We start from the raw sequence: 19,193 nt of genomic DNA on the forward strand, positions 1-19,193 counted from the left end.
CGACGGGTGCCGCCGAGCGGCGTCAGTCGTCGCGCAGGCGCTCGTGATGGTGGATGACCTCGTCGATGACGAAGCGCAGGAACTTCTCGCTGAACTCCGGGTCGAGTTGCGACGCGCTCGCCAGCCCGCGCAGCCGTGCCACCTGACGCTGCTCACGGGCGGGATCCGCCGGCGGCAGGTCGTGTTCGGCCTTGTAGACACCGACCGCCTGGGTGATCTTGAAGCGCTCGGCGAGCAGGTGGATCAGCGCCGCGTCGATGTTGTCGATCGACTGCCGGTACGACGTGAGGACCCCGTCCGCGGCCACGTCGGGCGTCTCGGTCGAGGCGTGCAGGGCGTCGTCGTCACTCATGGCGTGCTCCATCCTCGGACACCTCGACGATCGTCATCCGGTGGGCGGCGCGGGTGAGCGCCACGTAGAGGACCCGGACGCCGCCGGGGGACTCGCGGGTGATCTCCGCAGGGTCCACCACGACCGTGGCGTCGTACTCCAGGCCCTTGGTCGACATCGGGTCGACCAGGACGACCCGCGGGTCCGACGCCAGGGCGGCCCTCAGCGCGGCGCGGTGGGCCGCGGGACTGACCACGGCCACCAGTCCGTCGACCTCCCTGAGCAGGTTGCGTACGGCGTCGTCGACCAGCGGGCCGACACCGGCCGGATCGGACTGCAGGACCAGCGGATCGACGCCGGTCTCGCGGACCGCATCGGGGATGTCGGCGTCCGGCACCTGCGCACGGACCACGCGCGCCGCGTAGTCGAAGATCTCCCGCGCGTTGCGGTAGTTGGTGTCCATGTGGAAGCGCTGCCGCGGCGCAGTGCCGAAGGCCTCCTCGCGGGCGCGTTCGGCCTCTGCGGGCACCGGCCAGGAGCTCTGTGCCGCGTCGCCCACGACGGTCCAGGACGCGTAACGGCCGCGTCGCCCGACCATCCGCCACTGCATCGGCGAGAGGTCCTGCGCCTCGTCGACGAGGACGTGCGCGTACTCCTCGGCTTCTCCGATCCGCCCGCGCATCAGGCGTTCTCGCGGATCGCCGGCGATCCGTTCGGACCGACTGGTGCGCTGAGCTCCGACCGGACCCCCGACGGTGCCGAGCTCGGCGACACCGTGGCCGCGTACGTCGTCCAGCTCCTCGATCTCGTAGAAACCCCGCTCCTCCTGGGGTGCCTCCGGCGGGGTGTCCAGCCGGGTCGCCAGGTCGTCGATCAGCGCGATGTCCGCGACCGACCATTGGCCGGTCTCGAGGGTCTCGGCCATCGACCGGCCGAGCACCGCGACGTCGGATGCCGAGAGCACGTCGCCGGCGTACCGGTGCAGGCGCTCGGGATCGGCCAGCCACAGCAGCACCTCGCGCGGGTCGAGTGGCGCCCACCAGCGTTCGATGAAGGCCTCGACCTCACGGTGCTCCTGGAACTGGTCGACGAACTCGGGGCGCTCCCCGGTGCGCACCTGCGCCCAGGCGGCCTCTGTCAACGCTTCCAGCGCGGCCTTGCGGCCGGTGTTGTGCCGGTGGCCGCGCAGCACCTGGCGGCGGATGCTGCCCAGCGCCGCGCCCTCGATGCGCACGGGGGACCCCGCGACCATCGTGCGGAGCTGATCGGGACTGCCCGGCGGCACATCGCGCGCCGCCCGCGCCAGCACCTGACGGATCGACAGCGAACCCTTGACCCGGGCCGCCTCGGGATCGTCGAGACGGTACGCGGTGATGCCGCCCACGACGTCGCCGAGCGAGCGCAACGACACGCTGTCCTCGCCGAGCGAGGGCAGCACGCGCTCGATGTACGCCGTGTACGAGCTGGACGGCCCGACCACCAGGATGCCGCCGCTCTCGAAACGCCGGCGGTTGGAGTAGAGCAGGTACGCCGCCCGGTGCAGGGCCACGACCGTCTTGCCCGTGCCGGGGCCGCCGGTGATCTCGGTGACCCCCGCGCGCTCGCCCGGATGGCCTCGTCCTGGTGCTGCTGGATGGTCGCGACGATGTCGCGCATCCGGCCGCCCCGCGAGCGGCTGAGGGCGGCCATCAGGGCGCCGTCGCCGACGACGACCATCCCCTCGGGCGCCTCGGGGACCATCAGGTCGTCCTCGACCCCGAGCACCAGGGCGTCGCGGCAACGCAGCACGCGGCGGCGTACGACGCCGTGCGGGTCGACCGGGGTGGCGCGGTAGAACGGCGACGCCGCGGGAGCGCGCCAGTCGATGACCAGCGGCTCGTACTCGTCGTCGCGCACGCCCAGCCGGCCGACGTACCGGACCTCGTCCTGCAGGTCCAGGCGTCCGAAGACCAGGCCTTCGTACTGGGTCTCCAGCGCCTGGCGCCGACGGCCGGCGTTGAACACCAGCGCGTCCCGCTGGAAGAGGCCGGTCACCTCGTCGTCGCGGATCGCGCCGCCGCGGTCGCTGAACCCGCGGCCGAGGCCCTCGGCCTCCACGAGCCGCGCGCGCTCGCCGGCCTTGCCGAGCTCGACGTAGACGCGATCGACATGCTCTTGTTCGTGCGCGATCTCGGCCGCGACCTGCGGCGGGATCGGTGGGGTGGCCGGGCGGTGGGTCACGCTCACGTTGCTCCAGAAGACGTCGACGCCAAAGACCGATAACTGTAGTCACCGTGCGTGAGCGGATCATCGCCGCTGGGTGGGCGGATGCTCAGAGAAGGTCCCGGCGTACGGCGAGCACCCCCGCCTGGAAGCGCGTCGTCGCGTTGAGACGGTCCATCAGCGCGCGCACCCTGCGCTCCACGGTGCGTTGGGACAGCTTCAGGTGCCGGGCGATGGCGGCGTCGGAAGCGCCCGCGGCCATCATCTGCAGGATGGCCCGCTCCTGGTCGGCGGCACCCGTGGTGTTCGTGCCGTCGGCGCCCATCCGCCAGGGCACCCCGATCTGCCACCCCCAGCGACAGACCTCGGCGATCGCGGTCGAGAAGGCACTGTCGGTCACGACCAGCCCGTGCGGCTGACCCTGGTCGTCCTCCAGATCCACCATGGCGAACCCCACGTCGTTGACCAGGGTGGTCAGGCGCATGCCCGGGGTGACGCGTTGCTCGTCACCCTTGGCGGCCCGCAGCTGGAGCATCTCGGGGAAGTTGGGGTGGTCCAGCAGGGTGTCGGAGTAGTTGGCCTGCACGTGCACGGGCGCACCGGAGCTGTTGACCAGGTCGCGCTGATGGGCCGCCATGGGCTGGTCGAGCAGCATCCGGGCGATCGGGGAGTCGGCGTAGACCATCATCACGTCGCGACGCGCGGTGCCGATGAGCCGGGTCAGTGCCTGGTTGATCCCGGCGAACGACGTCACGATCTGCACGCCTTCGAACGGGTCGCGATCCTGCGGCCGCTCCTGGTGCTGCTGGAAGACGCGCGTCATCGCCGCCGCCGACGAGCGCACCGAACGGGCCCGGTCCTCCAGTCGCGCGGCGAACGCGGGCAGCACGACGTCCGGGGGAAGCACCCGCCAGCTGGACCGGTCCAGGCGTTGGATCATCCCGCGCGCCTCGAGCAGGGGGAGCGTGTCGTTGATGTCCGCTTCGTTGAAACCGCCGGCCAGCAGATCCTCCCGTCGCAGCAGGGGATGCGCCAGCGCCGCCAGGTAGATGTCGGTCAGGTCCGCGTCGCCGAGGGGATCCTCAGGACCGCCGTCCCTTGTGGGCGCGCCGGTCCTGAAGTCACTCCGGTCGCTCTCTTCCTCAGGTGCCACGACAGCCACTCCTCCCGTTGCCGAAGCCCACCAGGCGGGTACGGGGCCGTCCCGGGTCCGATGATTGGCGGGTCTTCGCCAATGACGATATCCGACAACGCCCGACTTGAAACGTTGGGGGCGGGACCGCATAGTTGTGCCTGCAGCCCTCGGGCTGTGCGAGCTTGCGGAAGCGTCGCCGACCCCCTCGGCAGACCACCGCGCCTCGCGGTGGGAACCTCCCGAAAGACCTCCCCCTGACTTTCGGGAGGGTCCCACCACCTTCCTCACCTCTTCCTGCGGCTCTGTGGCTGCGCGCGCCCGCGGCGGGCCGCGCTGACCTTCGTTCGCCCGGGTCGCCCTAGGCTCTGTGCTCGTGAAGGTCCTTGTGGTCGGTGCCGGTGCCCGCGAACACGCGCTCGTGCAGGGGCTGGTGATCGATCCGGACGTGACGCGCGTGGTGGCCGCACCCGGTAATCCGGGGATCGCCGAGCTGGCCGAGTGCCTCGAGCTGCCCGATGTGCGCGACGCCGACGCGATCCGGGCCATCGCCGAGGATGCCGCCGTGGATCTGGTCGTCATCGGGCCCGAGGTGCCGCTCGTCGCCGGGGTGGCCGACGTCCTGCGCCAGGCCGGGTTCGCCGTCTTCGGCCCGTCCGGCGAGGCTGCCCGGCTGGAGGGAAGCAAGGCGTTCGCCAAGGACGTGATGGCCGCTGCCGACGTACCCACCGGCCGGTGCCATGTGTGCCGCACCGAGGAGCAGGTGCGCGACGCGCTCGACGCCACCGGCACGCCGTACGTCGTGAAGGACGATGGTCTGGCGGCAGGAAAGGGCGTCGTGGTGACCGACGACCTGACCGCGGCGCTGGAGCACGGCCGGGCCTGCCTGGCCGCCGGCAGCGAGGTCGTCGTCGAGGAGTTCCTCGATGGTCCGGAGGTGTCCCTCTTCTGCCTCACCGACGGCGAGACCGTCCGCGCGCTCGCACCCGCGCAGGACTTCAAGAGAGCGCTCGATGGTGACGAAGGCCCCAACACCGGTGGAATGGGGGCCTATTCGCCGCTGGGCTGGACGCCCGAAGGCTTGGTGGACGACGTCGTACGCCGGGTCGCCCAGCCCACCGTCGATGAGATGCGCCGACGCGGCACCCCGTTCGTGGGCGTGCTCTACGTCGGCCTGGCGCTCACCTCCGCCGGGCCGCGGGTGATCGAGTTCAACGCCCGGTTCGGCGACCCGGAGACCCAGGTCGTCCTCGCGCGGCTGCGCACACCGCTCGGCGCCCTGCTGTACGCGGCTGCCACCGGGGCCCTCGCCGACCAGCACCCATTGGTGTGGCGGGAGCAGAGCGCGGTCACGGTCGTGATCGCCGCGGAGAACTACCCGGCGAGCCCGGTCACCGGTGACGAGATCACCGGCATCGAGGTCTCCGACGGGGTGTCGGTGCTGCACGCGGGGACTGCGCGACGTGACGGGTCACTGGTGTCGTCCGGCGGTCGGGTGCTGTCCGTGGTGGCGCTGGGCGACACCCTCGCCGGGGCGCGTGCCGCGGCGTACGCATGCGTGGACGGCATCCGGATGCGCGGCAGCCGGCACCGCACCGACATCGCGCTGGCTGCGGAGCGCGGCGAGGTCCACGTGCCCTGAACCCGGATCCTCGAGCTCGCCCCATCACGTGAGCGGGCATGCGAAAGCCCCCGACCTGACGGCCGGGGGCTCTGCTGTGAGATCAGTGGTCGAAAGCGTCCTTGGCGTCCGACGCGGCGCCCTTGAGGTCGCCGTCCTTGATGTTCTCGCCGGCCTGCTTCATTTCGCCGCCGGACTGGTTGGCCTTGCCCTCGGCTACCTGGTCGGGGTTGTCGGTGGCGTTGCCGGCCGCTTCCTGGGCCTTGCCCTTGCCCTGCTGCACGAGATTCGAGATCTTGTCGCCAATGCCCATGATTCCTCCAATTGTTGTGCACGTAGCCACGAGTATGTCCCCTCGTGAGCCAGGTTGCCTGCTACCCGTCCAACGGGTGGCCACCCTCGGCGGTTCCCCCGCACTGACAGAATGCGCGCCATGACGCTCACGCTGCCGGGTTTCGCGCACGTCTACTCCGGCAAGGTCCGCGACCTCTACGCGCCGCTGGGCGACGACGGTGCGCCGCGTACGGACCGGCTGCTGCTGGTCGCCTCGGACCGGATCTCGGCCTACGACTTCGTGCTGCGCTCGCAGATCCCGGACAAGGGCGCCGTGCTCACCCAGCTGTCGCTGTGGTGGTTCGATCAGCTGGCCGACCTGGTGCCGAACCAGATCGTCTCCACCGACGTGCCCGAGCAGGTCGCCGGGCGGGCCGTCCTCGTCGAACGCCTCGACATGGTGCCGGTTGAGTGCATCGCCCGCGCCTACCTGACCGGTGGTGGCCTGTCGGAGTACGAGCGGGACGGCGCGGTCAGCGGGGTCGAGCTGCCTGCGGGGCTGGTCGACGGCGACCGGCTGCCGAAGCCCGTCTTCACCCCCACCACCAAGGCTCCGGTCGGCGAGCACGACCTGCCGATGACCTACGACGAGGTGACGGCGAAGGTCGGCCCCGATCTCGCGGCGCGCGTGCGCGACCTGACCGTGCGCATCCTGGACCGCAGCAACGAGATCGCCGCGCCGCGGGGGATCCTCATCGCCGACACCAAGGTGGAGTTCGGCGTCCGGGCCGATGGCGAGATCGTGCTGGCCGACGAGGTGCTGACGCCCGATTCCTCCCGGTTCTGGCCGGCGGTGTCCTGGGAGCCGGGCCACCCGCAGGCGTCGTACGACAAGCAGTACGTGCGCGACTGGCTCACCTCACCGGCTTCGGGATGGGACCGCGCGTCGGGCGAGGAGCCGCCCGAGCTGCCGCAGGACGTCGTCGGGCAGACCCGCGATCGCTACGTCGAGGCGTACGAGCAGCTGACCGGCCGCACATTCCGCCCCTGAGCCGCCGGTAGCATCTACCGGGTTCGATCAGGTCTGCGTCACCGGCCCCCGTGGGAGAAACAGCAATGGGACACGTCGTCATCGACGTCATGCTCAAACCCGAGATCCTCGACCCGCAGGGCCAGGCGGTGGCCGGCGCCCTGCCCCGGCTCGGCTTCGGCGACTTCACCGACGTACGCCAGGGCAAGCGCTTCGTGCTCGCGGTCGACGGCCCCGTCACGGACACGGTCCTCGCCCAGGCCCGCGAGGCGGCCGACACGCTCCTGTCGAACCCGGTCATCGAGGACGTCGTGAGCGTGCACGCGCTGGAGTCGGACGCGTGAAGATCGGCGTCGTCACGTTCCCGGGATCCCTGGACGACCACGACGCGCAGCGCGCGATCCGCCTGGCGGGCGGCGAGGCCGTGTCGCTCTGGCACGCGGACGCCGACCTGCACGGGGTCGACGCCGTCGTGCTGCCGGGTGGCTTCTCGTACGGCGACTACCTGCGCGCCGGTGCCATCGCCCGGTTCGCGCCCGTCATGGACAAGCTGGTGCCGGCCGCGCAGGGCGGGTTGCCGGTGCTCGGCATCTGCAACGGCTTCCAGGTGCTGTGCGAGTCCCACCTGCTGCCCGGCGCGCTGATCCGCAACGACCACCGCAAGTTCATCTGCACCGACCAGCGGCTGCGGGTCGAGAACGACTCCACCGCCTGGACCGGCGACTTCGAGAGCGGCCAGGAGATCCTGATCGCCCTCAAGAACGGCGAAGGCGGCTACGTCGCGGACGAGGCCACCCTCGACGCCCTCGAGGGTGAGGGCCGGGTGGCGTTCCGCTACCTCGGCGCCAGCCCCAACGGGTCCTACCGGGATATCGCCGGCATCACCAACGAGCGCGGCAACGTCGTCGGGCTCATGCCGCACCCCGAACACTGTGTGGAGTCCGGATTCGGGCCCAGCACCGACGGCCTGGCGTTCTTCACGTCAGTGCTGCACTCGCTCGTCGACGCGTGAGGTCTTACGAATAGCTATGACGGACAACATCATCCAGGCGCCGTCCACCGAAGGCGTGGACACGGTCGGCCGGGCAGCGGAGTCTCCTGACGTCGTACAGCCATGGGCTCAGCTCGGGTTGAAGGAGGAGGAGTACGCACGGATCCGCGAGATCCTCGGTCGTCGTCCCACCAGCGCCGAGCTCGCGATGTACTCGGTGATGTGGAGCGAGCACTGCTCCTACAAGTCCTCCAAGGTCCACCTGCGTCGCTTCGGCGACCTGCCGGCCGAGACACCGATCGGCAAGCAGCTCGCCGGGATCGGTGAGAACGCCGGCGTGGTCGACATCGGCCAGGGCTGGGCGGTCACCTTCAAGATCGAGTCGCACAATCACCCGTCGTACATCGAGCCGCACCAGGGCGCCGCGACCGGCGTCGGCGGCATCGTGCGCGACATCATGGCGATGGGCGCCCGCCCGATCGCCGTGATGGACCCGCTGCGCTTCGGCGCGCTCGACCACCCGGACACCCTGCGGGTGCTGCCGGGCGTGGTCGCCGGGATCGGCGGTTACGGCAACTGCCTCGGCCTCCCCAACATCGGCGGCGAGGTCGTCTTCGACGAGTGCTACCAGGGAAATCCGCTGGTCAACGCGCTGTGCGTGGGTGCTCTGCGGCACGAGGACCTGCACCTGGCGAAGGCCACCGGTGTCGGCAACAAGGTCGTGCTCTTCGGCGCCAAGACCGGTGGCGACGGCATCGGCGGGGTCTCGGTGCTCGCGTCGGAGACCTTCGACTCTGCCGGCCCCACGAAGCGGCCGTCGGTGCAGGTGGGCGACCCGTTCGCGGAGAAGGTGCTCATCGAGTGCTGCCTCGACCTCTACCGCGCCGGCGTGGTCGAAGGAATTCAGGACCTCGGCGGAGCCGGACTCTCCTGTGCCACCAGCGAACTCGCTTCCGCTGGCGACGGCGGTATGACGATCGAGCTCGACACCGTGCCGCTGCGCGACGCGTCTCTGCGGCCTGAGGAGATCCTCATGTCCGAGTCGCAGGAACGCATGATGGCGGTCGTCGCGCCGGATCAACTCGAGGAGTTCCTGGCGATCACCGACCGCTGGGACGTCGAGGCGACGGTCCTCGGCGAGGTCACCGACGGCACCCACCTTCTCATCAGCTGGCACGGCGAGACCATCGTCGACGTGCCGCCGCGCTCGGTCGCCCACGACGGCCCGGTCTACGAGCGACCGATGCAGCGACCGGCGTACCTCGATGCGCTGCAGGCTGATTCGGCACTCGGGCTCACTCGGCCGTCGACCCCGGCCGAGCTGCGCGAGCAGCTGCTGCAGGTGCTGGCGTCGCCGAACATCTGCGACAAGTCCTGGATCACCGACCAGTACGACCGTTACGTCCGCGGCAACACCTCGTTGGCGATGCCCGACGACGCCGGCGTCGTACGCGTCGACGAGTCGACCGGGCTCGGCGTCGCGCTCTCGACCGACTGCAACGCCCGCTTCGCGCAGCTCGACCCGTACGCCGGTGCGCAGCTCGCGCTGGCCGAGGCCTACCGCAACGTCGCGACCACCGGCGCGCTGCCGGTGGCGGTCTCGGACTGCCTCAACTTCGGCTCACCCGAGGATGCCGGCGTGATGTGGCAGTTCTCCCAGGCGGTCGACGGGATCGTCGACGGCTGCAGGGCGTTCGGCGTGCCGGTGACCGGTGGCAACGTGTCGTTCTACAACCAGACCGGCGCCACCGCGATCCACCCGACGCCTGTCCTGTCGGTGCTGGGCGTGCTCGAGGACGTCGCGCGGCGTACGCCGTCCGGCTGGTCGACGGGCGGTCTCTACCTCTTCCAGCTCGGTGCGACCCGCGAGGAGTTCGACGGCTCGGAGTGGGCCGGGGTCGTGCACGGCCACCTCGGCGGTACACCGCCGCAGGTCGATCTCTCCGCCGAACGTGCGCTGGCGGACGTCCTCGTGCAGGGAGCACGGGACGGCGTCATCGCAGCAGCGCACGACCTCTCGCAGGGCGGCCTCGCGGTCGCGCTGATGGAGGGTGTGCTGCGACACGGGATCGGTGCGCGGATCTCGTTGTCCGACAACGTCTTCACCGACCTCTTCTCCGAGTCGGCCGCACGCGCGGTGGTCGCCGTTGCGCCGGAGCACGCGGACGCACTTGCGTCGTTGTGCGACGGGCACGGCGTGGAGATGTCGGCGATCGGCGTCACGGCGGCCGAGATCGACGGTCTGCAGATCGAGGGCGTCGACTCGATGACTCTCGGGGAACTGCGTCGGGCGCACACCGACACCCTGCCGGCCGTCTTCGGCTGATCGACGGGCCCCTCACTCGGCGGGCGGGGCAGGGTCAGGCGGAGCCGTAGAGGTGCGTGATGTGGAGGTGCAGCGGCAGGCGGCGGTCGCGGACCATGGCCGCCCGGTAGTCGTCCCAGTCGTCGTGCTCGCCCTGTAGCGCGCGATAGAGGTCGACCAGTTCCTCCACGCTGGCGTCCTGCGGGTCGGCGCTCACGGGCATCAGCTCGGCGTCGGCCTCCGCCACGGCGTACTGCCAGCCGCCCTTGGCGTTGACGAGGAGGCTGGCACGCGGATCACGTTGCAGGTTGTGGGTCTTCGCGCGGTCGGCGGTGACCGACACGGTGCACATGTCGCGCGAGTGGTCGTAGAGATAGACCACGTTGGACAGCTGCGGCCGTCCGTCGCGTTTGATCGTCGCCAGGCTTGCCATCCGGGAGTCCGCGATCAGGGTCCGCAGTGCGTCGTCGCTCATCCCTGCAGCCTGCCGCATGACCACCCGAGGCGTCACCATCTCCGGACGCCCGCGCGGGCAGCCTGTCAGACTGCGCGGAGACGGGGTCGACGTCGATCCCGCACGAGTTGGAAGGTGTCACCGTGTCCGATCTGGATGTCGTTGCCGTGATCGAAGCCAAGCCGGGGAACGAGGCGGAGGTGAAGGCTGCGCTGGAGGAGCTGGTGACCGCGACCCGCACCGAAGAGGGCTGTGTCAGCTACGAACTGCGAGTCGCTGCCGACGCACCGACCACGTTCATCACGATCGAGAAGTGGCGTTCGCGTGACGACCTGGATCAGCACATGAAGTCCGAGCACATCGCCAAGGCGTTCTCGGTCGCCGGGCCGCTCATGGCCGGCCAGCCCGCGATCTACCCGCTGGCGGACGCGTAACCGAGGGGTCGGGGCTGCGCCGAGATCGCTCTGGCGCATCCCCGACCGTCGACGGACGCGCCGCTCAGCGCACCCGCCAGCCGCCCAGCTCCGGGGGCGCGGGGGAGCGCTCACCGGTCTCGCCGAACGGCGGGACGCCGCGCACCAGAGCCGCGATCTCTGCAGCGGCGCGTAGGCCGGTCGGGAAGTCGGCGCGGGCTGCGGCTCGTCGCAGCCCGCGTAGGTCGATCGGCGCCGCCGACGCGAGCAGCACGACGTTGCCGAACCGGCGCCCCTTCAGCACCTCGTTGGTCGCGAGGAGCGCCACCTCGGGCAGCGAGGCGGGCAGGGTCGCGACCACCCGGCGGATGTACCGCATGCCCGGCTCGTCGGCGAGGTTCGCCAGGAGCAGCCCGCTCGGCGCGAGCACCCGTGCGCACTCGGCGAGGAACGCGCTCGCCGTGAGTTCGGCGGGCACCCTGCCGTCGGCGTACGCGTCGAGCACGATCACGTCGGCACTTGCGTCCCGCAGGGCCCGGACGCCCGCGGCACCGTCGGCCGGGCGCACCCGGATGCGGTGCTGGCGGGGGAGCGGGATCTCGCGTCGCACCGACTCGGTCAGCTCGACGTCGGGTTCGAGCACGATCTGCGGCGATCCGGGGCGGGTGGCCTGCAGGTAGCGAGCCAGGGTGAGGCCGGCGCCGCCGACGTGCGTCACCCGTAGCGGGCCGGGCGGCAGCAGATCGAGGACCAGAGCGAAGTGCTGGACGTACTCGAAGACCAGGAGCCGCGGATCGTCGGGTTGCACATGGGACTGCGGGTGCCCGTCGCGCATCACGGTCACCCCACCGCGCTCGTCGGTCACGAACTCGATGTCGGCCATCCGCACAGTCTGCTGGAACCCTCGCGAACCCCGACTGTCCGCTCTATCGCGCACCCGTCCGCACGAAACCGCGGACACCCGCAGCGGCGGCTCGTGGTGGGATGGACGGATGCCGCGCCGACGTATCGATCCGGCCGAAGGCGGAGCCGCGCTGCGCGCCTGGATGGCCGATCCGAGGTCCCTGGACCGTGCCACGCTCGCGACCGCCGTGCGCTACACGCTGGAGGAGTTGTCCCTGCAGGCCCCGGGCCGCAGCGTCGAGGTGCGCGTGCCGCCGTACGGCGCCGTGCAGGTCATCCAGGGCACGACGCACCGGCGCGGCACGCCCCCGAACGTCGTTGAGCTGCAGGCTGACTCGTGGCTCGCATTGGCTGTCGGCGATCTCACCTGGTCGGAGGCGGAGTCCAGCGGTCGGCTGAGCGCGTCGGGTGGTCGGGCGGACCTGTCGGCCTACCTTCCCCTCGTACGACGCTCGTAGGCTGCGGCCATGCGCTTCGGAATCACGATCCTGCCCGAGCACCGCTGGTCCGACGCCGCACCCCTCTGGCGGGCCGCCGAGGAGCTGGGCTTCGACCACCTCTGGACCTACGACCACCTCACCTGGGAAGGGCTGCCGGACTCGCCGTGGTTCGGGACCATGCCGACCCTGACCGCCGCCGCGATGGTCACCTCACGGGCCCGGCTCGGCACGTTCGTGAGCTCGCCCAACTTCCGTGACCCGGTCACGTTCATGCGCGACATCCTGGCCGTCGACGACATCTCCGCCGGCCGTCTGATCGTCGGCATCGGGGTCGGGGGTGACCGGGACTCGCAGGTCATCGGGCAGCCGACGCTGAGCACGCGGGAGCGCGTCGACCGTTACGAGGAGTTCGTCACCCGCCTGGACACCGTGCTGCGCGAGGACCATGTGTCGTACGACGGCGCGTACTTCCGCGCGAACGACGCCCGGACGCTGCCCGGCGCGGTGCAGAGCCCGCGACCGCCGTTCATCCTCGCGGCGAACGGACCGCGCTCGATCTCGATCGCCGCCGAGCGCGGCAACGGCTGGGTGACCTACGGCAAGCCGGCCGACGAGCCGACGTGGTGGGCGGGCCTGGCCGACGTGTCGGAGCGGATGACCCGCGCGCTCGCGGCCCGCGAACGTGAGGACGACTTCGAACGGCACCTGAACCTGGACGGCGGCGGCGCGTACGCCCTCTCCAGCGTCGAGCACTTCGCCGACATGGTCGGACGTGCGGAGGAGCTCGGCTTCACCGACGTGATCACGCACTGGCCGCGCCCCGATGGGCCGTACGCCGGCTCACGCGACGTCCTGGAAGCGGTCGCCGACCGCTACCTCACTCGCCCCTGAAAAATGGACATGCCGGGCGGGTCACAGGTGACCCGCCCGGCATGTCCGAATGGTGAGACCTAGCGCTTGCTGGGATCCCAGTGCCGGAAACCGCCGCGCCGGGCGGCCGCCTCGTCCTTGAACCACACGCTGGCCTCGGCGTCGTCGAAACCGGGCGACTCGGGTGTGTGGAAGGACATGTCGTTGTCGTCGCCCTTCACCCAGCCTTCGGGCCCCGAGCCGTCCTCGGCCGGAGCCGCGGTCCCCGGGCCGAGGGGGCCGTCCTCCTCATCGCCGGCGGATGCCTCGTCGGAGCCGTCGGAGACGTGCCCGGCGGCGTGATCCGAGACCGGGCTGCTGGCGGCCGGGGCCTCATGCGGGGCCTGGCTCGTCGACGGCGCGTCGTTCAGCGGCGGGGGCGGGGTGGCCCAGTCGTCGCCTCCGCCCGCGGCAGGAGCATCGGCTGCCGGGGTGCCGGCCGGGGCGGGTTCGGCCCCGGCGTCGGCGGTCGTGGACTGCGACACCTTCTCCGTGGCGGGGGCCTCGCGGGCCCGCTCGGTGCGCTCCTCCGGCTGGTCGTCGTCGGTGTCCTCGCGCTGCTCGTCAGCAGCCAGCTCGCGGTCCTCGTCCCGTGCGGGCTCGGGGTGTGCTGCCTCCGCGGCCGGCTTGGCAGCGGGGGGAGCGGTGTCGTCCAGCGGCGGGGGCGGGGTGGCCCAGTCGTCGCCACCGCCCGCGGCAGGAGCATCGGCTGCCGGGGTGCCGGCCGGGGCGGGTTCGGCCCCGGCGTCTGCGGTCGTCGACGCAGAGACCTGCTCCGTGGCGGGGGCCTCGTGAGCGCGCTCGGCGCGCTCCTCGGCCTTGTCGTCGTCGGTGTCCTCGCGCTGTTCCTCGGCCACCGGCGCAGCCCGAGTCGCGGACTCCTCGGCGGCGGGGGCGCTGTCGTCCAGCGGCGGGGGCGGGGTGGCCCAGTCGTCGCCTCCACCTGCGGGGGGCGCGGCCGCGGCAGCGGGGGCCGGTTCCTCCTTGGCCACGGGCTTGGCGGGCTTCTCCTCGACCTTCGCGGCCTCAGCGGGCTCCTCGGCCGGCTTCTCAGTCTGTTTCTCGGCAGGGGTCCTGTCGTCCAGCGGCGGGGGCGGGGTGGCCCAGTCGTCGCCTCCACCTGCGGAGGGCGCGGCCGCGGCAGCGGGGGCCGGTTCCTCCGCGGGCTTCGCGGCCTCGGCGGGCTTCTCCTCGACCTTCGCGGCCTCAGCGGGCTCCTCGGCCGGCTTCTCAGTGGTGGGTGCGCTGTCGTCCAGGGCGGGCGGCGGGGCGTCCCAGTCGTCGCCTCCACCGGCTGCGGGCGCAGTGGTCGCCGGCTCCTCCTCGGGCTCGGACGTCGCCGGCTCGGGGGCCTTCTCCGCCGACTTCTCGGCGGGGGCTTTGTCGTCCAGGGCGGGCGGCGCGGCGTCCCAGTCGTCGCCTCCACCGGCGGCCGCGACAGCAGGCGCCGGTTTCTTCTCGGGCTCGGACTCCGCCGGCTCGGACTTCGTGGGCTCGGGGGCCTTCTCAGGAGTCTTCTCGGCCGCCGGCTGGGCACTGTCGGCCACGGCCGCAGGTGCGGCGTCCCAATCGTCGCCACCGGCCGCAGCCGACTCGTCCTTCTCGTCGGGGGTGCGCGCCGACTCCGGCTGAGCCTTCGCGACCTCCTCGTCCTGCATGCTCGCGGCCTGCTGCTCCGCGGCCGGCTGCTTCTCGAGGGGCTTCTCGGCCGGCGTACGCGCCTGCGAGCCGCCCGCCTGCACCGACTCCGGCTCGGCCGCGGGCGCCTCCGCCACCTCCGGACTGCCCTTCCGGTCGCCGGAGACACCGTGGATGCCGATCGAACCGCCGCGCTTGGGATCGCGCAGCGCGATATACAGACCTTCGGCAACGGCGATGATCGCCAGGACGAGGACGGCCCAGATCATGCGAACTCACTTCTACGGGTGTGGTGGGGGACGTCGTCACCCTAGCCAAACGTCACCTACGGTTGAGGGGTGTCCGATCACCGTCCGCCCCCGCTACGTCCGGTGCGCCGCGCCCCCAACATCGTCGCGTTCCTGCTGACCGGCGCCGTCATCGGCATCGCCATCGGCTCGCTGATCGGCGTACGCGCCAGCACCGGCAACTATTCGCATGGTACGGCGGTCGGTCTCCTCGCCGTGACCGGCGCGGTCATCGGCGCGGTCATCGGCGGTCTGCTGGCGGTCCTGATGGACCACCGGTCCCTGCGCTGAGCGCACCCGCCGAGCCGTGGGACACTTGTCGACGTGACGCGCGGTGACGGCAGGCTCTCGCACGATCTGATGCCGGGGGAGAAATCCCCCCAGGACGCCTGCGGGGTGTTCGGGGTGTGGGCGCCCGGTGAGGACGTCGCCAAGCTGACCTACTTCGGCCTCTACGCGCTGCAGCACCGCGGCCAGGAGTCCGCCGGGATCGCGACCAGCGACGGCGAGAGCATCTTGATCTACAAGGACATGGGTCTGGTCTCGCAGGTCTTCGACGAGTCGAGCCTCTCCTCCCTACGCGGTCACCTCGCGATCGGGCACAACCGTTACTCCACCACCGGCGGCAGCACCTGGGAGAACGCCCAGCCCACGCTCGGCGGCAGCGAGGAACGCACCGTCGCCCTCGCGCACAACGGCAATCTGATCAACACCGCCGAGCTGCGCGACCTGGTCGACGAGCAGCACGCCGGTCGCAAGATCGGCGGCGAGATCGGCCGCGGCAACACCTCCGACACCGCACTGGTGACGGCGCTGCTGTCCGAGCACCCCGAGCGCTCGCTGGAAGATGTCGCCCTGGAGGTGCTGCCCAGCTGCGCGGCGCGTTCTGCTTCGTCTTCATGAACGAGCAGACCTTGTACGCCGCCCGCGACCCGCAGGGGGTCCGACCCCTCGCGCTGGGCCGGCTCGAGCGCGGCTGGGTGGTGGCCTCGGAGACCGCGGCGCTGCAGACGATCGGCGCGAGCGTCGTCCGCGAGATCGAGCCCGGCGAGCTGATCGCGATCGACGAGAACGGTCTGCGGTCGCACAAGTTCGCCGAGGCCAAGCCCAAGGGCTGCGTCTTCGAGTACGTCTACCTGGCCCGCCCCGACGCCGTCATCCGCGGCCGCGTCGTGCACGAGGCGCGTGTGGAGATGGGCCGTCAGCTGGCCCGCGAGCACCCCGTCGAGGCGGACCTGGTCATCGGGGTGCCCGAGTCGGGCGTGCCCGCCGCCACCGGGTACGCGCAGGAGGCCGGCATCCCGTTCGGTCAGGGGTTCGTGAAGAACGCGTACGTCGGCCGCACCTTCATCCAGCCCAGCCAGACCCTGCGCCAGCTCGGCATCCGGCTGAAGCTCAACCCCCTCGAACATGCCATCCGCGGGCGTCGGATCGTCGTCATCGACGACTCCATCGTGCGCGGCAACACCCAGCGCGCCCAGATCCGGATGCTGCGCGAGGCCGGCGCGACCGAGATCCACGTGCGCATCTCCAGCCCGCCGGTGAAGTGGCCGTGCTTCTACGGCATCGACTTCGCCACCCGGGCCGAGCTGGTCGCCAACGGCCTGGACACGGAGGCCATCCGAGCCTCGATCGGCGCCGACTCCTTGGGCTACATCTCCGAGGACGGCATGATCGCCTCGACCGACCAGCCGGCGAGCGAGCTGTGCAGCGCCTGCTTCACCGGTGACTACCCGATCGCACTGCCGGAGGATGGCCGGATCGGCAAACACCTGCTGGAGACGCTGCCGATCGAGCTGCGGACCGGCCACGACGCCTCGATCGAGCACACCCCGGCGGACCGCGGCGAGGTCGACGGCCGGCGGGACGCCGACGGGGTGAATGTGGGAGTCGCGGGCGGCGGCAGCGGCGCCCTGCTGCACCCGTAAGACATCCCACAGAGTTCTCCGCTCCGCTCCGATACTTTGCGGGGGACCCCGACCGAGACCCCACGAAGTTCTCCGCCGCGCTCGGGAACCCGCAGACTCCCCGTAATCCGACGAAACCATCCGAGGACACCATGACCGACGCTCCCATCACCTACGCCGGCGCCGGAGTCGACGTCGAAGCCGGCGACAAGGCAGTCGAGCTGATGAAGGCGTCCGTGCGGCGCGCGCAGCGCCCGGAGGTCATCGGCGGTCTCGGCGGATTCGCCGGCCTGTTCGACGCGTCCGCGCTGGCCGGGATGACCCGGCCTGTCCTCGCCACCTCCACGGACGGCGTCGGCACGAAGGTCGCCGTCGCGCAGGCCATGGACAAGCACGACACCATCGGGTTCGACCTGGTGGGGATGGTCGTCGACGACATCGTCGTCTGCGGCGCGGAGCCGCTCTTCATGACCGATTACATCGCGACGGGCAAGGTCGTCCCGGAGCGGATCGCCGCGGTCGTCTCCGGCATCGCCGCCGCCTGCGCGCAGGCCGGGGTGGCGCTCGTCGGTGGCGAGACCGCGGAGCACCCGGGCCTGCTCGAGCCCGACGAGTACGACGTCGCGGGCGCGGCCACCGGTGTCGTGGAGTACGCCGACCTGCTCACCCCGGACCGGGTGCGCGTGGGCGACGCGGTCCTGGCCGTCGCCTCCTCCGGCCTGCACTCCAACGGGCTGTCCCTGGTACGGCGCGTGGTCGCCTCCGCCGGGTGGGGCTGGGATCGCGAGGTGGCCGAGTTCGGCCGCACCCTCGGCGAGGAGGTGCTGACACCGACCCGTGTCTATGCCGCCGACCTGCTGAAGCTGATCCGCACCGACGGCGTCGACGTCCACGCGCTCTCCCACATCACCGGTGGCGGGCTCGTCGCGAACGTCGCGCGGGTGCTGCCCACCGGTGTCGTTGCCGTCCTGGACCGGTCGACCTGGTCACCGCCGCCGGTCTTCCAGGTGGTCGGTCAGCTGGGCCGCGTGCCGCAGGAGGACCTCGAGCGCACCCTCAACATGGGGGTCGGCTTCGTGGTCGTGCTCCCGGCCGAGCACGCCGAGCGGGCGATCGGCGTACTCGATGCGCTCGGCCTGGACGCGTGGTCGCTCGGTCGCATCGAGGCGGCAGAGCAGGTCGACAGCCACGCAGCGCAGGTGGTCACGGGTGCCAAGGGCACCACGGGCGGCGGCGCACAGCTCATCGGCCGACACCGTTCCTGACCGACCCCACTCACCTGGCGGGCCCAGCCGGCATAGCTGAGCGCCACACCGGCGGGTGTGGCGCTCAGGCTACGTTCGCAGGCCCGACGGTGCGGGTCTGACTCGCGTCAGCGACTGCCGGAGGACCACTGCGAATAGTCGCCCTGGCCGTCATCGTCGGAGTCGTCGCGCTCCTCCGCACGGGTCGGCTGCACGCCGTTCGTCTCGTGCGAACGCAACTCGCGCTGCAGAGCGCTGAGGTCGGTGTCGGGAGAGTAGTACTTCAGCTCCCGGGCAACCTTGGTCTGCTTGGCTTTCGCCCGGCCACGCCCCATGGCGAGACCCCCTCATGTCGATTCCTGGTGATTTGTCGTGGCCTCAACGGTACCTCAGGCTGGTCGCCCGACGTGTCGCGACCCGCGTCCACCTCCGACCGAACCGCGACGCCGGCCCTGGTATTCCGGACGGTGCTCAGGTGGAGCCGTTGGACGGCTCGTCGTCCTTGAGCCGGCGGCGTGAGACGACGACGCCGCCGGCGATGGCCAGAACGGCGATCACGACCGCGCCGATGATGAACCACGGTGCGTTGTTGGTCGAGTTGGTGGGCACCTGCTGGGTGGGCACCGGACTGCTGCTGGAGGACGCGCCGGCGGAGGACGTGGTGGCGCTGGAGGTGGCCGTGGCCGTCGCTCCCGCGGCAGGCGCCGCTCGGAAGGAGAACCCGCCGCTGACGGGGTGCCCGTCGTCGGAGGTGATCCGCCAGACGACCCGGTAGGTGCCCGCGGTCGTCGGCTGCGCCAACCGCACCGACACGACGTCGCCGGTGACTCGCAGGTCGCTGGAGACGACCTTGTCACGGGGGTCCTTCACCTCGATGCGGGTGCCGGTCGAGACGACCTTCTCGGCGAACCTCAGCTGCACCGACGTCGGCGAGGTGACGCTGGCACCGGACGCGGGCGTCGTACCCACCAGGCGGTCGTGCGCGAAGGCGGGAGCGGCGTACGAACACCACAGGAGCGGTAGCAGCAGCAGGACGAGGAGCGCGAGCGGACGGGCGCGGCGATGGGTCACACGGGCCATCTTCGGCCATCCTGCCGGTCGTCGACCGAGGGG

20 protein-coding genes and 1 pseudogene are annotated in these 19,193 nt (G+C 71.3%); 12 read left to right on the top strand and 9 right to left on the bottom strand.

Going from position 1 to position 19,193, the window contains the following annotated elements:
- Positions 1 to 22 precede the first annotated feature (22 nt).
- Positions 23 to 352, bottom strand: coding sequence for a chorismate mutase (locus LVQ62_RS05850; RefSeq protein ID WP_179483061.1), 330 nt, complete (start codon positions 350 to 352; stop codon positions 23 to 25).
- On the bottom strand, positions 345 to 1,880 hold the full coding sequence (locus tag LVQ62_RS05855) for an ATP-binding domain-containing protein (RefSeq protein ID WP_370639676.1): 1,536 nt from the start codon (positions 1,878 to 1,880) through the stop codon (positions 345 to 347). Before LVQ62_RS05855 ends, LVQ62_RS05850 begins: the two co-directional genes overlap by 8 nt.
- 74 nt (positions 1,881 to 1,954) lie before the next feature.
- On the opposite strand from LVQ62_RS05855, the gene LVQ62_RS17740 reads away from it, so the two are divergent.
- On the top strand, positions 1,955 to 2,593 hold the full coding sequence (locus tag LVQ62_RS17740) for a hypothetical protein (RefSeq protein WP_370639677.1): 639 nt from the start codon (positions 1,955 to 1,957) through the stop codon (positions 2,591 to 2,593).
- A 49-nt stretch (positions 2,594 to 2,642) separates the two neighbouring features.
- Here the strand turns inward: LVQ62_RS17740 and LVQ62_RS05860 are convergent, their stop codons facing one another.
- Positions 2,643 to 3,686, bottom strand: a complete 1,044-nt coding sequence (locus LVQ62_RS05860; RefSeq protein ID WP_233766391.1) for a LuxR C-terminal-related transcriptional regulator — start codon at positions 3,684 to 3,686, stop codon at positions 2,643 to 2,645.
- Positions 3,687 to 4,041: 355 nt separating this feature from the next.
- Here LVQ62_RS05860 and purD point away from each other — a divergent pair, with 355 nt between their 5' ends.
- The gene (gene purD / locus LVQ62_RS05865; protein WP_233766393.1) at positions 4,042 to 5,307 is read left to right on the top strand and encodes a phosphoribosylamine--glycine ligase; all 1,266 of its coding nucleotides are present in this window, start codon (positions 4,042 to 4,044) and stop codon (positions 5,305 to 5,307) included.
- Positions 5,308 to 5,389: 82 nt separating this feature from the next.
- Here purD and LVQ62_RS05870 read toward each other — a convergent pair whose 3' ends face one another.
- Positions 5,390 to 5,599 (bottom strand): CsbD family protein, encoded by a 210-nt coding sequence (locus LVQ62_RS05870; RefSeq protein WP_179483054.1) that lies wholly within the window; start codon positions 5,597 to 5,599, stop codon positions 5,390 to 5,392.
- A 120-nt stretch (positions 5,600 to 5,719) separates the two neighbouring features.
- Between LVQ62_RS05870 and LVQ62_RS05875 the strand changes: the two genes are divergently transcribed.
- The 4 genes from LVQ62_RS05875 (at position 5,720) to purL (ending at position 9,906) form a co-directional block, all read left to right on the top strand.
- Positions 5,720 to 6,610, top strand: a complete 891-nt coding sequence (locus LVQ62_RS05875) for a phosphoribosylaminoimidazolesuccinocarboxamide synthase (protein ID WP_370639678.1) — start codon at positions 5,720 to 5,722, stop codon at positions 6,608 to 6,610.
- Positions 6,611 to 6,675: 65 nt separating this feature from the next.
- Positions 6,676 to 6,933, top strand: a complete 258-nt coding sequence (gene purS / locus LVQ62_RS05880; RefSeq protein WP_179483050.1) for a phosphoribosylformylglycinamidine synthase subunit PurS — start codon at positions 6,676 to 6,678, stop codon at positions 6,931 to 6,933.
- A complete protein-coding gene (purQ, locus tag LVQ62_RS05885) occupies positions 6,930 to 7,601 on the top strand; it encodes a phosphoribosylformylglycinamidine synthase subunit PurQ (RefSeq protein ID WP_233766400.1) in 672 nt (223 codons plus the stop codon). The genes purS and purQ overlap by 4 nt, the downstream gene beginning before the upstream one ends.
- A gap of 16 nt (positions 7,602 to 7,617) precedes the next feature.
- A complete protein-coding gene (purL, locus tag LVQ62_RS05890) occupies positions 7,618 to 9,906 on the top strand; it encodes a phosphoribosylformylglycinamidine synthase subunit PurL (RefSeq protein WP_233766409.1) in 2,289 nt (762 codons plus the stop codon).
- A gap of 34 nt (positions 9,907 to 9,940) precedes the next feature.
- Here purL and LVQ62_RS05895 read toward each other — a convergent pair whose 3' ends face one another.
- Positions 9,941 to 10,360 (bottom strand): PPOX class F420-dependent oxidoreductase, encoded by a 420-nt coding sequence (locus LVQ62_RS05895; RefSeq protein WP_233766413.1) that lies wholly within the window; start codon positions 10,358 to 10,360, stop codon positions 9,941 to 9,943.
- 122 nt (positions 10,361 to 10,482) lie between these two features.
- On the opposite strand from LVQ62_RS05895, the gene LVQ62_RS05900 reads away from it, so the two are divergent.
- Positions 10,483 to 10,773, top strand: a complete 291-nt coding sequence (locus tag LVQ62_RS05900) for a putative quinol monooxygenase (protein ID WP_179483039.1) — start codon at positions 10,483 to 10,485, stop codon at positions 10,771 to 10,773.
- Positions 10,774 to 10,837: 64 nt separating this feature from the next.
- On the opposite strand, the gene LVQ62_RS05905 is transcribed toward LVQ62_RS05900, so the two are convergent.
- On the bottom strand, positions 10,838 to 11,635 hold the full coding sequence (locus LVQ62_RS05905; RefSeq protein WP_233766415.1) for a spermidine synthase: 798 nt from the start codon (positions 11,633 to 11,635) through the stop codon (positions 10,838 to 10,840).
- 109 nt (positions 11,636 to 11,744) lie between these two features.
- Here LVQ62_RS05905 and LVQ62_RS05910 point away from each other — a divergent pair, with 109 nt between their 5' ends.
- Both LVQ62_RS05910 and LVQ62_RS05915 read left to right on the top strand, forming a co-directional pair.
- Entirely contained in the window at positions 11,745 to 12,113 is a 369-nt protein-coding gene (locus tag LVQ62_RS05910) for a sterol carrier family protein (RefSeq protein ID WP_233766417.1), read from the top strand.
- 9 nt (positions 12,114 to 12,122) lie between these two features.
- Positions 12,123 to 12,986 (top strand): LLM class flavin-dependent oxidoreductase, encoded by an 864-nt coding sequence (locus LVQ62_RS05915; RefSeq protein WP_233766427.1) that lies wholly within the window; start codon positions 12,123 to 12,125, stop codon positions 12,984 to 12,986.
- Between the two features lie 59 nt (positions 12,987 to 13,045).
- On the opposite strand, the gene LVQ62_RS05920 is transcribed toward LVQ62_RS05915, so the two are convergent.
- On the bottom strand, positions 13,046 to 14,911 hold the full coding sequence (locus LVQ62_RS05920) for a hypothetical protein (protein WP_233767935.1): 1,866 nt from the start codon (positions 14,909 to 14,911) through the stop codon (positions 13,046 to 13,048).
- A gap of 69 nt (positions 14,912 to 14,980) precedes the next feature.
- On the opposite strand from LVQ62_RS05920, the gene LVQ62_RS05925 reads away from it, so the two are divergent.
- The 3 genes and pseudogenes from LVQ62_RS05925 to purM all read left to right on the top strand — a co-directional run bounded on the left by LVQ62_RS05925 (position 14,981) and on the right by purM (position 18,101).
- Positions 14,981 to 15,220, top strand: a complete 240-nt coding sequence (locus LVQ62_RS05925) for a hypothetical protein (protein WP_179483030.1) — start codon at positions 14,981 to 14,983, stop codon at positions 15,218 to 15,220.
- A 33-nt stretch (positions 15,221 to 15,253) separates the two neighbouring features.
- Positions 15,254 to 16,857, top strand: a pseudogene (gene purF, locus LVQ62_RS05930) (amidophosphoribosyltransferase).
- Positions 16,858 to 16,988: 131 nt separating this feature from the next.
- A complete protein-coding gene (gene purM, locus LVQ62_RS05935) occupies positions 16,989 to 18,101 on the top strand; it encodes a phosphoribosylformylglycinamidine cyclo-ligase (RefSeq protein ID WP_233766434.1) in 1,113 nt (370 codons plus the stop codon).
- A gap of 107 nt (positions 18,102 to 18,208) precedes the next feature.
- Here purM and LVQ62_RS05940 read toward each other — a convergent pair whose 3' ends face one another.
- Positions 18,209 to 18,415 (bottom strand): DUF3073 domain-containing protein, encoded by a 207-nt coding sequence (locus LVQ62_RS05940; RefSeq protein ID WP_179483024.1) that lies wholly within the window; start codon positions 18,413 to 18,415, stop codon positions 18,209 to 18,211.
- 136 nt (positions 18,416 to 18,551) lie between these two features.
- Positions 18,552 to 19,160 (bottom strand): copper resistance CopC family protein, encoded by a 609-nt coding sequence (locus tag LVQ62_RS05945; protein ID WP_233766436.1) that lies wholly within the window; start codon positions 19,158 to 19,160, stop codon positions 18,552 to 18,554.
- Positions 19,161 to 19,193 lie beyond the last annotated feature (33 nt).

The sequence above is a fragment of the Allobranchiibius sp. GilTou73 genome, from assembly GCF_021391335.1.
Taxonomy (GTDB): Bacteria; Actinomycetota; Actinomycetes; order Actinomycetales; family Dermatophilaceae; genus Allobranchiibius; species Allobranchiibius huperziae.